This window comes from Streptomyces sp. NPDC002853, from assembly GCF_053591915.1.
On the sequence record NZ_JBSFUS010000009.1, the window covers coordinates 72216 to 85495 of the forward strand.

Sequence of the window (13280 nt, forward strand, 5' to 3'; positions counted from 1 at the left end):
CCTCCCGGCGATAAGCGGCCCGGAATGCCGAAATCCCGGCCATATTCGGGTGAGGGGGAGTACGTGCGTACGGAATGGCGCACGCGCGGACGCAAAACGGCCCCGCTCCTCTTCAGGAACGGGGCCGTCCGGCGCGTACGCGGAGGTCAGAGGGCTTACTGGGCGACGAAGCCCAGAGCCGTGTACTCCTTCTCGTCCTTCGAGTACGGCTTGCTGATCAGTTCCTTGCCGAGGTACAGCCTGCCGTCGGCGTAAAGGAGTTCGTTCGATTTCGGGACCATGCCGCTGATGGCGCTGCCGACGGATTCGGCCGCGGGAGTCTCCAGGAGCTTGGTCTCCTTCATCGTCTTGCCGTTGAGGGAGACGACCTGGGCGCCCTTGTCGTAACCGGCGTCCTTGTAGGCCAGGATGTTGCCGCCGTCCATGCGGATCGGGAACATCTCGCCGTTCTCGCCCGCGTCGGCACGGTCACCCGTGGTCTTTCCGGTGGCCAGCGAGAACGAGATGATCTCGTTCGTCTGGCTGTAGCTGTCGCCGCCGCCGTCGTGCTGGCGGGTCGGGACGTAGAGCTTGTCGTTGCCGACGGCCAGCGAGGTGCAGGCGTAGACGACGTTGACCTCGCAGTCATGGTCGTACTTGCCGTCGGGCAGCGAGATCTTGGCGCGGAGGTTGCCCTTGTCGTCGAGCGAGAAGGCGTCCGTGACGCCGCTCGAGGTGATCTCCTGGGTGTCCTGGCCGAAGACGACGGGGCGCGTGGAGATGACCTTGGCGTTGTCGACGCCCGGGGTCACCGGGTACGTCCACTTGACCTTGCCGTTCTTGGGGTTGAGGAGCTGGACCTTCAGCTTCTCGTCGCCGTAGTCGCCGCACTTCTGGACGGCGACGAGCTGCTCGCCGCCCGCGTAGCCCTCGTCCTGGCACTTGTCACCCGGGTTGGGCTCCCACAGGTGGTCGCCCGAGGTGAGGTCGAAGGCCGCGCCACCGGCGCTGGAACCGGCCGCGACGGTGCTGCCGCTGATGGTGACCTCCTGGACGCGGGCGGCGGCGCTGCCCTCGTCGATGGTCTCCGTCCAGAGCTTCTTGCCGTCCTTCAGGTCGACCGCGGAGATCTGCGAGCAGGTCTCGTGGTCGCCCTTCTTGTTCCGCTTGCCCTCTTCGTAGGCGACCGCGACGATGCCGTCCTTGGTGACCTCACGCGATCCCGCGCACGTCTGGCCCGCGAGGGGCAGCGTCCACAGTTCCTTGCCGTCGGCCGGGTTGTACCCGACGATCTCGTTGACGCCCGCCTTGGCGTAGACGTCCTCGGTGAGCCAGGAGCCCTTGATGCTCCAGACGTCGTCCTTGGGGACCTCGGGCTGCGGGAGCTGCATGGAGACGGTGGCGCTGGTGTTGGCCGGGACCTTCTCCGTGCCGGGACCGCTCGGGCCCTGCTCGCCGCCGCCGCCCTTCTTGTCCTCGCCGCCCTTGCCGCCGGTCGAGCCCCCGGAGCTCGCCTCGGTGTCCTTCTTCTGCGTCGAGGCGTAGTAGACACCGCCGCCGACGATCAGGGCGATCGCGACGACCGCACCGATGATGATCTTCATCTGGCCGCTGAGCTTCGACCCGCCGGAGCCGCCGGGCACGCCCGCCTGCGGAGCCATCGGCATCGTGCCGGGCTGCTGGTAGGCCCCGTACGGAGCCTGCTGGCCGTACGGCTGTGTCGGCTGGTTGTACGGCTGCGTCGGCTGGCCCGGGTAGCCGTAGCCCTGGGGCTGGCCGGGGGGCGGGGTGCCGGGGGCCTGCGGGTAGCCGTAGTTGGGCTGGCCCGGCGGCGGCGGGGGCGGTGTCGGCGGCTGGGCCGGCGGCGGGGTCTGGGGGTAGCCGTAGGACGGGTTGCCCGGCTCGGGGGCCTTGCCGAAGCCGGCCGGCGGGGGGTCCTGGGGGGCGCCGAACCCGCCCGGCGGGGGGTCCTGCGGTGCGCCGAACCCGCCCTGCGGGGGCTCGTTGGGCGGTTGGGGCGGCTGGGTCATGACGTCGATTCCTTGGGGACGAGAGGTGAACTAGGCGACGAGGGGGGGGCGAGATGCCCGGCGGAGAAGGTCACTTGCCGTAGGCCAGCATCAGCTTCTCCTGGCCCTTTGCGCTGCCCGAGAGCCGCGTGGTGGAGATGTAGAAGCGACCGTCCACGAAGTCGACGTCCTTCGAGAAGAAGCCGCTCTCGATCTCAGAGGTCCCCTCGGGGTTCTTCAGGAGCGTCTTCGGCTTGTGCGAGCCCGACAGCGGGATCGAGACGACCTGACCGCCGGAGTCGTACGCGGGGTTGACGTAGGCGATGAGCGCCCCGTCCTCGACCTTCATCGGCAGCATCGATTCCTCCAGCGGCGACTTCACGCGCCAGGCCTCCTTGCCGTTGGCCAGGCTGATCGCCACGACCTCGTTGGCCCCGGAGGTCGCCTCGGTCGGCAGGTAGAGGTTCGTGTCGTCGGTCGTCGCGCCGAGGCAGCCCTGCAGGCTGCCGCCGAGGAACGTCGAACCGCCGCACTCCGGCGCGAACTTCTCGTCCACGCTGACCTCAGAGCGTGTGGCGCTGCTGTTGGGCTTCAGCGTGGTGATGTTCCACTGCTTCTTGTCCTCATTGGTGAGGTAGACGATCGTCGGGCTCTCGGAGTAGATCCGGCCGATCTGCCAGCCCTTGGGGAACTTCTTCGTCCACACGGCCTTGCCGGTCTTCGGGTCGATCTGCTGGAGCTCGTCGTGCTCGGTGGGCGAACTCGCGCCGCACGAGAGGGCGCGGAGCATCTTCTTGCCGCCGGTGAAGCCGCTGGGGAAACAGGTGCCCTCGTCCTTCTTCCCGGACACGAAGAGCTCCTTGCCGTCGCTCATCCGCAGCGCCGTGCCGGACTGGGAGCGGCCGACCATCAGCGTGTCACCGGTGATGGAGAGGTCGGCGTCGCTGGAGAAGTCGAAGAGCCCCTCCTCCTTGACCGGCTTGGTCCAGCCCTTGCTGCCGTCACTCAGGTCGACGATCTGGACCTGGCTGCACTTGGAGTCGTCCTTCTGGCCGTCCTTGTAGGCGACGACGATCTTGTTGTCCTTCGTCACCTGCGGGGTCGTGCCGCAGATCTTCTGCGGGAACTTGACCGTCGGCCAGGCCTGGTCGCCCGTCTTGACGTTGTAGGCGGAGATCTCCTTGTACGCCGCCTTGATGGCGACGTCACCCTGGATCCACATGCCCTTGGCGTCGGCGCCGGAGCCGGGCACCTTGGGCGCTTCCTTGTACCAGAGCACCTTCGCCTCACCGGGCTGGCGGCCCGCGTTGAGGTCTTCCTGCGGCCCGCCGTCACCGTCGCCGTCGCCCGGGTTGACCGGCGCCGATCCGCTGGCCTTGGGGTCGTCGCTCTTGCCCGCGACCGGCTTCTTCTTCTTGCCGCCGTCGTCGGAGCCGACGACCGCCCAGGCGACGCCGCCGATGACGAGCGCCGCTGCGGCCACGGCCGCCACGATCAGGCCGGGCTTGCCCTTGAAGGGGTTCTTGCCGCCGCCACCGCCGACGCCGGGCGGATGGGTGCCGGGCACACCGGGGGGCGGGAACTGCTGCTGCGGGTACCCGTACTGGGGCTGCTGCGCGTAGGGGCCCGGCTGACCGGGCTGCGTGGGCTGACCGTAGGGGCCCGGCTGACCCGGCTGCGTGGGCTGACCGTAGGGACCCGCCTGACCCGGCTGCGTGGGCTGACCGTAGGGTCCGGGCTGGTTGTACGGTCCGGGCTGCTGCGGGTAGCCGTACCCCGGCTGGGGTGCGGGCGGCGTCTGCGGGTAGCCGTAGCCGGGCTGGGGCGCGGACGCGGGCGGCGGAGTCTGCGGGGCTCCCGACGGCGGGGCCGGCGGCTGACCGGGCATCTGCGGTGGCCGGCCCGGTGGCTGCGGCGCGGCTCCCTGTTCGGGATCCTGCGGAGCTCCGAAACCGCCGGACGGCGGCTGGTTGGGCGGCTGAGTCATCAGCGCTTCCCCCTTCACTGATTTTTCGGCACGCCAAGTGGTGCTCAGGCCGACCTTTCTATCACCCTGCGGCACTAGCACAACTGACCGGTCCGTCCCCTGTTCCCAAGGGAGGACCGGCCCGTGATGCGTCTGTTACTAGACCTCTACGCGCTCTCCGCGAGCTCCAGCCAGCGCATCTCCAACTCGTCGCGCTCGCGCACGAGTTCACGCAGCTCGGCGTCCAGTTTGGCCACCTTTTCGAAGTCGGTGGCGTTATCGGCGATTTGGGCGTGCAGCCACGTCTCCTTCGTCGACATCTTGTCCAGCTGCCGCTCGATCTTCTGCAGTTCCTTCTTCGCGGCGCGTGCGTCGGCGGAGGAGACCGCCGCCTTCTGCGGGGCCGCGGACGGCGTCGCGGACGCGGCGACGGGCGCCGACGGGACGCCCGCTTCCGCCATCCGCTTGCGCCGCTCCAGATACTCGTCGATGCCGCGCGGCAGCATCCGCATCGTGGCGTCGCCGAGCAGCGCGAAGACCTTGTCGGTGGTGCGCTCCAGGAAGAACCGGTCGTGGGAGATCACGACCATGGACCCCGGCCAGCTGTCGAGGACGTCTTCGAGCTGCGTCAGGGTCTCGATGTCGAGGTCGTTCGTCGGCTCGTCGAGGAAGAGGACGTTCGGCTCGTCCATCAGGAGGCGAAGGAGCTGGAGCCGGCGCCGCTCACCACCGGAGAGATCACCGACGGGCGTCCACTGCTTCTCCTTGTTGAACCCGAACGTCTCGCAGAGCTGCCCGGCGGTCATCTCCCGGCCCTTGCCGAGGTCGACCCGCTCACGGACCTGCTGCACGGCCTGCAACACCCGCAGCGTCGGGGAGAGTTCGGCGACCTCCTGCGACAGGTAGGCCAGCTTCACGGTCTTGCCGACGACCACCCGCCCCGCCTCGGGCTGTACGTCGCCGTCGGAGCGCTGCGCCTCGGCCATCGCCCGCAGCAGCGAGGTCTTGCCCGCGCCGTTGACGCCGACCAGGCCGATGCGGTCGCCGGGGCCGAGCTGCCAGGTCAGGTGCTTGAGGAGCACCTTGGGGCCGGCCTGGACGGTCACGTCCTCAAGATCGAAGACGGTCTTGCCGAGCCGGGTCGTGGCGAACTTCATCAGCTCGCTCGTGTCACGCGGCGGCGGCACGTCGGCGATGAGTTCGTTGGCGGCCTCGATGCGGTACCGCGGCTTGCTGGTGCGCGCGGGGGCGCCGCGCCGCAGCCAGGCCAGCTCCTTGCGCATCAGGTTCTTGCGCTTGGTCTCCTCGGTGGCCGCGATGCGCTCACGCTCGGCACGCGCGAAGACATAGTCGGAGTACCCGCCCTCGTACTCGAAGACGGATCCGCTCTGTACGTCCCACATGCGCGTGCACACCTGGTCGAGGAACCAGCGGTCGTGCGTGACGCAGACGAGCGCCGAGCGCCGCGTGCGCAGGTGCCCGGCGAGCCAGGCGATGCCCTCGACGTCCAGGTGGTTGGTCGGCTCGTCGAGCACGATCAGGTCGGGCTCGCCGATGAGCAGCTTCGCCAGCGCGATTCGGCGCCGCTCGCCACCGGAGAGCGGCCCGATGACGGTGTCGAGCCCCTGCGGGAAGCCCGGCATGTCCAGGCCGCCGAACAGACCGGTCAGCACGTCACGGATCTTGGCGTTGCCCGCCCACTCGTGATCGGCGAGGTCACCGATGACCTCGTGCCGCACGGTGGCCTCGGGGTCCAGCGAGTCGTGCTGGGTCAGCACCCCGAGCTGCAGGCCGCCGTTGTGCGTGACCCGCCCGGTGTCGGCCTCCTCCAGCTTGGCGAGCATCCGGATGAGGGTCGTCTTGCCGTCGCCGTTGCGCCCCACGACGCCGATCCGGTCCCCCTCGGACACGCCGAGGGAGACACCGTCGAGCAGGGCACGGGTGCCGTACACCTTGCTGACTGCCTCGACATTGACCAGGTTGACGGCCATTAACGCTCCAGGGAAGGGGATCGATCGACCTCCAGCGTAGTCGGAGACGCAGGCCCCCGGCCCGGGGGCCGGTCGGGACCGCGGATCAGCCGGCCCGCACCCCCGGGGCCCCGCCCCGCACCCCCCGGCCCGCCCGCTCGACCAGCAGCCACCCGGCCAGCGCCATGCCCACCGCCACCGGCGCCGTCACCCGTACCGCGATCAGCATCGCCGTACGCCCTTCGAGCAGTCCCCCGAAGCCGACCATGGAGAGTCCGAGCACCCCGAAGAGGCAGAGCGTGACGCCCACGGCGGCTGCCGGGCCCGCGCCCGGCCCGCCCGTCGACTCCCGTGCCACGACCGGCTTCTCGAAGCGGCGGAAGGCGGCGACCAGCAGAGCGGTGAGCACCACCGCGGCCGCCATCCGCAGCGGCACCTGCGTCCACCACTGCGCGGTGGCAGGCTCCGGCAGCGGCACGTCCGCGGCGATCAGCACCCCGTACACCCCGAGCATCGCCGTCAGGTGCCACAGGAACGCCGTCATCGAGACGCCGTTCGCCGCCACCACGCCCCGCCACACCCGCGGCCGCGCCAGCCACCGGGTCGCGGGCCCCCGCAGCAGCTCCACCGCGCCCACCAGCCACACACCGTGACAGAGCAGGGCGAAGGTCGGCGGAGCCATGTTCGAGACGCGCTCGCCGGGCATGCCCACCATGGACAGGGGATACGGGCCGAAGGCCACCAGGGCCGCGGCTCCGGCGAGACCCGCCCCGGCCATGGCCGCCGGTATCCGCATCCGCAGCCTGCCGTCCGCCCGCAGGAAGCCGAGCTGATGCACGGCGAGCCACACGAAGGCGAAGTTCAGGAACTCCACGTACGGGACGCCGAACGCGAAGCGCGCCACGTCCACCGCCCCGGCGGCGGCCACCAGACCCCCGAACGCGCCCCAGCCGTACCGCTCGTGCAGCCTGAGCAGCGGCGGCGTGAACGCCACCATCGCCAGGTAGATGCCGATGAACCACAGCGGCTGGGCGACAAGGCGCAGCGTCACGTCCAGCAACGCGCTGCCCTCGCCCAGGAGTTGGAGCAGCAGGGCGGCGATGCCCCACACCCCGATGAACACCATCGTCGGCCGCAGCAGCCGCTGGAGGCGGGCCCGCAGGAACGCCGAGTAAACGGATTGGCCGGTCGCCTGGCGGCTCAGGGAGCGGTACGACAGCGCGTGCGAGAAGCCGCCGACGAAGAAGAACACCGGCATGATCTGCAGCGCCCAGGTGAGCAGCTGCAGGTCGGGCACGACGGCGAGGAGGTTGCCGACCTCGGTGCGCCCGTCGTCGCCGACCGTCACCGCCGCCATCAGCCAGTGGCCGACGACGACCGTGCCGAGCGAGGCGACCCGCAGCAGGTCGATGTACCGGTCGCGCCCGGTGGGCGTCTGCTCGGCCAGTTCACGAACGCTTGATCCCATGTACGTACGGTCGCGCGCATCGCGCGCCCCGCATCAGCGCGCACGTACTCAGATCGGCGCCTGAGTACGTGCCCTCTAGAGGATCGTGGCACCCGGCGCCGGGGAGCCGGCCACCCGGGCGGTACGGCAGGTGCCGGACGCCGAGAGCGCTTCGGCGACCCGTCGCGCGGACCGAGCGTCCGCGGCCAGGAACGCCGTCGTGGGCCCGGAGCCGGAGACGAGCGAGGCCAGCGCGCCCGCCTCGGTGCCGACGGCGAGGGTGTCGGCGAGCGAGGGGAACAGGGAGAGAGCCGCGGGCTGCAGGTCATTGGTGACGGCGGCGGCGAGCGCCTCCGCGTCCCCGTCGCGCAGGGCGGCGAGCAGCGCGGGGGACGCCTCCGGAGCGGGAGCATCCGGGGTCAGCCGGTCGAACTCGCGGTAGACCGCGGGCGTGGAGAGCCCTCCGTCGGCCACCGCGAACACCCAGTGGAAGTTCCCGCCGACCTCCAGGGGCTCCAGCTTCTCCCCTCGCCCGGTGCCGAGCGCCGCCCCGCCCACCAGGCTGAACGGCACGTCGCTTCCCAACTCGGCGCAGATGTCGAGCAGTTCGTCCCGCGAGGCCTCGGTCCCCCACAGCGCGTCGCACGCCACGAGCGCGCCCGCGCCGTCCGCGCTGCCGCCGGCCATGCCGCCGGCGACGGGGATGTCCTTGGCGATGTGGATGTGCACGTCGGCGGTACGCCCGTGCCGCGCGGCGAGCAGTTCCGCGGCCCTGGCCGCCAAGTTCGTGCGGTCGAGGGGCACTTGATCGGACCCGGGCCCCGAGCAGGTGATCCGCAGCTCCTGCGCGGGCGTCACGGTGACTTCGTCGTACAGCCCGACGGCGAGGAAGACATTGGCGAGGTCGTGGAACCCGTCCGGCCGCGCGGCACCCACCGCGAGCTGGACGTTGACCTTCGCGGGAACGCGGACCGTCACGCTCACGAAGCGGCCCCCTTGTGCTCGGCGATCCGCGCGAACTCCTCCACCGTCAGCGCCTCGCCGCGCGCCTGCGGCGAGACCCCGGCGGCGACGAGCGCGGCCTCGGCGGCCGCGGCGGAGCCCGCCCACCCGGCGAGGGCGGCCCGCAGGGTCTTGCGGCGCTGGGCGAAGGCCGCGTCGACGACGGCGAAGACCTCCTTCTTCGAAGCGGTGGTCTTCACCGGCTCGGCGCGCCGCACGAGCGAGACGAGGCCCGAGTCGACGTTCGGCGCGGGCCAGAAGACGTTGCGCCCGATGGAACCGGCGCGCTTCACGTCGGCGTACCAGTTCGCCTTCACGGAGGGCACGCCGTACACCTTGGAGCCCGGAGCCGCGGCGAGGCGGTCGGCGACCTCGGCCTGCACCATCACGAGCGTGCGCTCGATGCTGGGGAAGGTGTCGAGCATGTGCAGCAGCACGGGGACGGCCACGTTGTACGGGAGGTTGGCGACCAGCGCGGTCGGGGCGGGGCCCGGAAGCTCGCGCACGAGCATGGCGTCGCTGTGCACCAGCGCGAAGGAGTCCGCCTTCGCGGGGAGGCGGGCCTCGATGGTCGCCGGGAGCGCTGCCGCGAGCGTGTCGTCGATCTCGACGGCGGTCACGTGGTCCGCGGTGTCAAGGAGGGCGAGGGTCAGCGAACCGAGCCCGGGCCCGACCTCGACGACCACGTCCTGCGGGCCGACGTCCGCGGTGCGGACGATGCGGCGGACGGTGTTGGCGTCGATGACGAAGTTCTGGCCGCGCTGCTTGGTCGGGCGTACGCCCAGGGCAGCGGCCAGCTCGCGGATGTCGGCGGCGCCGAGAAGGCTGCCGGGCTCAGTGTTGCTCACCGCACCAGATTACGGGGCCCGGCCCCTGGGCCAGGACCAGCCGCCGGTGCGGACAAGCCCCGCTACAACCGCCCCCCGCAATGCGGCCAGGGACTCGCGCCCCGTTGCACGTACAGCTTCTTCGCGCGGAACGTCTGTTCCTCCGATGACGCGTCCTGGGGGCGGCCCGAGCCGCCCAGGCCCTGCCAGGTCCGGGTGTCGAACTGGTACAGGCCGCCGTAGGTCCCCGACGCGTCCACCGCGTTCGGGCGGCCGCCCGACTCGCAGTGGGCCAGCGAGCCCCAGTTCAGGCCCTCCGCCCCCGCCACCGAGCTCGGACGCGGCTTCGTGCCCACCTTCACGATCTGTGTCTGCGGCTGCCGCACGATCTCCGACCGCATCCGCCGCGGCTTCTGCTTGACGCCGTTGACCGTCCGCAGCGCGTATGTCACCCGCCGGGCCCCCTGGTGCCCCTGCCGCTCCACGACCTCCGTACCGACGAACAGGGACGAGTCGTCGGTCCGCCGCACGTCGAACGGGATGGGCTCCTCCCGCACCTCCTTGCGCCCGGAGATCCGCATGACGGTGACCGTCTGCCCGTCGCGCGGGAAGCTGTCGGGCTCGACGGAGGTCGTGTCCTGGCCGTTCAGGCTGATCCCGGACTCCTCGACCGCCTCCCGCACCGTCGCCGCGTTCGTACGGATGGTCCGCTCGCGCCCGTCCGCCATGATCGTCACCGTGCGCTCGGTCCGTACGTCGAGATCCAGTCCGCCCCGGTCGATCCGCTTGCTCCGCGAGGCCGACAGATAGGCGCCCTCGGCCCGCACCCCGAGCTGCCGCAGCGCCCCGTCCACCGTGCGCGCCGTCGTCCACACCTCGCGGCGCTGTCCGTCCAGGGTGAGCTTGACCGGCCGGCCGTAACGCACGGCGATCTCGTCGCCGCTGGCCAGTGCCGTGTTCGCGGTCGGCGCCACGATGTCGTGGGCGCCGAAGTCCACGCCCTCGTCCTCGAGCAGCTCACCGACATCGTCCGCGAAGGTGTGCAGGGTGCGTGACTCGCCGTCGACACTCAGCTCGACGGCCTTGTCCTCGGCGACGAAGGCCGAGGTGCCGCCCGCGAGGAACGCGACGACCAGCGCCTGCGGCAACAGCCGCCGCAGCGTCTCGGTCCGCTCCGACGAAGCCGGGGCCGGGGCCGGGGTCCTCGACCTGGACCGCGACTTGGACTTCGGCTTCTTCCGCCGGGCCGCCCGCCGCGCCTCGGCCCGCCCCCCGTCGGGGATGACCACGGTGGCCTGCAGGGGAAAGAACTCCGGCTCCGGCTCCGCCCCCGGATCCGGCTCATAGGTCGTACCGCCCCCATAAGACGTCTCGTACTGCGGCGCATGACTCACGACGACGCTCCAGCGTTCTCGTTCCGGTCCGGATCGGGCGAGGCGGACCAGAACCTAGCGGAGCAACCGTCACTCTCCAAAGCAGCACGACTACGCAGTGTCGTCACGCTGCCCTGAACCGCGGGGGTATGGGCGTTATCGGTCAGTAATCAAAGGCGCGTGCCGTGTTGGCCGAGATCGCCTCGGCCATGGCGTCCTCGCCGATCGCCCGCACCTCGGCCATGGCCCGCAATGTGACCGGAATGAGATACGGCGCGTTAGGCCGTCCGCGGTAGGGAGCGGGCGTGAGGAAGGGTGCGTCGGTCTCCACGAGCACGAGTTCGAGGGGGGCCACGGCCAGCGCGTCCCGCAGACCCTGCGCGTTCTTGAAGGTCATGTTGCCGGCGAAGGACATGAAGTAGCCGTTCTCCGCGCACACTTGCGCCATCGCCGCGTCTCCCGAGTAGCAGTGGAAGACGGTGCGCTCCGGGGCGCCCTCCTCCTTCAGGACCCGCAGCACATCGTCGTGCGCCTCGCGATCGTGGATGACCAGGGCCTTGCCGTGCCGCTTGGCGATCTCGATGTGGGCGCGGAAGGACCGCTCCTGGGCGGCCTTGCCCTCGGGCCCGGTGCGGAAGTAGTCGAGGCCGGTCTCGCCCACGCCCTTGACATGCGTCAGCGCGGCCAGCCGGTCGATCTCGGCGAGCGCGGCGTCCAGTGCCCCGTCGCCGCCCGCCTCGCGCGCGCCCTGCCGGGACCAGCCGTCGGGGTCACCGTGCACGATGCGCGGCGCCTCGTTGGGGTGCAGGGCGACGGTGGCGTGCACGCTCTCGTACGCGGCGGCCGTGTCGGCGGCCCAGCGGGAACCCGCCACGTCACAGCCCACCTGCACGACCGTCGTCACCCCGACCGCCGCGGCCTTGGCAAGCGCCTCGTCCACCGTGCCCGACTGCATGTCGAGGTGGGTGTGCGAGTCGGCGACCGCCACCCGAAGGGGCTCGGGCAGCGGCGGCGCGGCGTTCTTGGCGTCGGTGTTCTTGGGGCCGGCGTTGTTGGAAGGCATGCCCCCGATCCTACGAAGGGGACGTCATCCCGCCTTGCGGTGGTGGAAGGGATGCAGCAGCGCCGACAGATGCCAGTGGTGATGCCTGGGCTCGCGGGGCTCGGCCGCCCCGGAGCCGGACTCGTCCCCCGTCGCCTTGCCCGCCCCGGCCGCTGCCCGCGGCGCGTGGTGCCGCTGCATCAGGTCGAGGACCGACGACACCTGCCCGGCCCGCATGATCCGCACGACATGTCCGCCGCAGTTCAGACACGTCGGCCGGCTCAGGGGCGACGGCACATGGAGTCCGTCCGCCACGTACACCACGAATTCCTTGCCCTTGCCGTCCACGTGATGCTCGATCTCGTAGGACTGTTCCCAGCCGTGCCCGCACCGCATACAGGCGAATGCATAAGACTCATGAACGGTATTGGTCGCTTGTGTCACACGCATCGCATCGGACGCCGTGGTGGGGTGACCGGTGTCGGCGATCTCACTCATGCCAGCTCCTCTTGTCCGCTGGACAAGCGCTGCCGGACCGGGGATTTCCTCCCGGCCGGAAGCGTGGGGACGGGTGCGTCCCCTTTGAACAGTGGACGCCTTTCCCGAGGCGAAAGCATCAGACCTGTCGACAGTTGAAGGCGATTTGGCCTTTCCTTAGCCTTCAGGCCCGGTGCGCGGCCCGCACTTTGCTTTTCACGATAGTCCTTTGCCTTCCGATGGGGCGCTCCGAGCCGCATTCTTTGCCGCCACGACCGCATCGAACACGTCACGCTTGGGCAGCCCCGCCTCGGCCGCGACGGCGGCGATCGCCTCCTTGCGTCGCTCGCCCGCCTCCTCGCGCACCCGCACCCTGCGCACCAGCTCGTCCGGGCCCAGGTCACCGGGGCTCTTCTCCGGTGCTCCCTCGACGACGACGGTGATCTCACCGCGTACGCCGTCGGCCGCCCATTCCGCCAGTTCCCGCAGCGACCCGCGCTTGACCTCTTCGTAGGTCTTGGTCAGCTCACGGCAGACCGCGGCCCTGCGATCGTCGCCGAACGCCTCGGCCATCGCGACGAGGGTGTCGTCGATCCGGTGCGGTGCCTCGAAGTAGACGAGGGTGCGACGGTCGTCGGCCACCTCGCGCAGCCGCGAGAGCCGCTCGCCCGCCTTGCGCGGCAGGAACCCCTCGAAGCAGAAGCGGTCCACCGGCAGCCCCGAGAGCGCGAGCGCGGTGAGCACCGCGGACGGTCCCGGCACGGCGGTGACCCGGATGTCCTTCTCCACGGCGGCGGCGACAAGGCGGTATCCGGGGTCGGACACCGAGGGCATCCCGGCATCGGTCACGAGCAGCACCCGCGCACCGCCCGCCAGGGCCTCGACCAGCTCGGGCGTCCGCGCGGTCTCGTTGCCCTCGAAGTACGAGACGACCCGGCCGCGCACCTGCACGCCGAGCGCCTGGGTGAGCCTGCGGAGCCGGCGGGTGTCCTCGGCGGCCACCACATCGGCCGACTCCAGCTCGGTGGCGAGCCGCGGCGGAGCGTCCGCGACGTCGCCGATGGGCGTGCCCGCGAGCACGAGGGTTCCGGTGGACGGGTTTCCGGGGGGCGGGCCGTCGGGAGAATCTGCGCTTCCTGTCACTGTTCCATCCTCGCAGGGGCCGAGCAGGGCCCAGGAGCGGGACTC

General features: G+C 70.9%; 10 protein-coding genes. All 10 read right to left on the reverse strand.

Annotated elements, in window-relative coordinates; genetic code table 11:
- Positions 1 to 155: 155 nt before the first annotated feature.
- Positions 156 to 2009 (reverse strand): outer membrane protein assembly factor BamB family protein, encoded by a 1854-nt coding sequence (locus tag ACWD02_RS24955; protein ID WP_451214649.1) that lies wholly within the window; start codon positions 2007 to 2009, stop codon positions 156 to 158.
- A gap of 70 nt (positions 2010 to 2079) precedes the next feature.
- The gene (locus tag ACWD02_RS24960; RefSeq protein WP_451214650.1) at positions 2080 to 3975 is read right to left on the reverse strand and encodes an outer membrane protein assembly factor BamB family protein; all 1896 of its coding nucleotides are present in this window, start codon (positions 3973 to 3975) and stop codon (positions 2080 to 2082) included.
- Between the two features lie 146 nt (positions 3976 to 4121).
- Positions 4122 to 5945: an ABC-F family ATP-binding cassette domain-containing protein gene (locus ACWD02_RS24965; RefSeq protein WP_451214651.1), complete on the reverse strand. Its 1824-nt coding sequence runs from the start codon at positions 5943 to 5945 to the stop codon at positions 4122 to 4124.
- 85 nt (positions 5946 to 6030) lie between these two features.
- Positions 6031 to 7392, reverse strand: a complete 1362-nt coding sequence (locus ACWD02_RS24970) for an acyltransferase family protein (RefSeq protein ID WP_451214652.1) — start codon at positions 7390 to 7392, stop codon at positions 6031 to 6033.
- Positions 7393 to 7467: 75 nt separating this feature from the next.
- Positions 7468 to 8355: a 4-(cytidine 5'-diphospho)-2-C-methyl-D-erythritol kinase gene (locus tag ACWD02_RS24975; RefSeq protein WP_451214653.1), complete on the reverse strand. Its 888-nt coding sequence runs from the start codon at positions 8353 to 8355 to the stop codon at positions 7468 to 7470.
- Positions 8352 to 9221, reverse strand: a complete 870-nt coding sequence (gene rsmA, locus ACWD02_RS24980) for a 16S rRNA (adenine(1518)-N(6)/adenine(1519)-N(6))-dimethyltransferase RsmA (protein WP_451214654.1) — start codon at positions 9219 to 9221, stop codon at positions 8352 to 8354. The genes ACWD02_RS24975 and rsmA overlap by 4 nt, the downstream gene beginning before the upstream one ends.
- 62 nt (positions 9222 to 9283) lie before the next feature.
- Positions 9284 to 10594 carry a ubiquitin-like domain-containing protein gene (locus ACWD02_RS24985; protein ID WP_451214655.1) on the reverse strand — a complete coding sequence of 437 codons (1311 nt, stop codon included), beginning with the start codon at positions 10592 to 10594 and terminating at the stop codon, positions 9284 to 9286.
- 142 nt (positions 10595 to 10736) lie between these two features.
- Positions 10737 to 11636, reverse strand: a complete 900-nt coding sequence (locus ACWD02_RS24990; protein ID WP_451214656.1) for a TatD family hydrolase — start codon at positions 11634 to 11636, stop codon at positions 10737 to 10739.
- A 24-nt stretch (positions 11637 to 11660) separates the two neighbouring features.
- Positions 11661 to 12113, reverse strand: a complete 453-nt coding sequence (locus ACWD02_RS24995) for a hypothetical protein (protein ID WP_451214657.1) — start codon at positions 12111 to 12113, stop codon at positions 11661 to 11663.
- A gap of 195 nt (positions 12114 to 12308) precedes the next feature.
- Positions 12309 to 13235, reverse strand: coding sequence for a 16S rRNA (cytidine(1402)-2'-O)-methyltransferase (rsmI, locus tag ACWD02_RS25000; protein WP_451214658.1), 927 nt, complete (start codon positions 13233 to 13235; stop codon positions 12309 to 12311).
- Between the last annotated feature and the right edge of the window lie 45 nt (positions 13236 to 13280).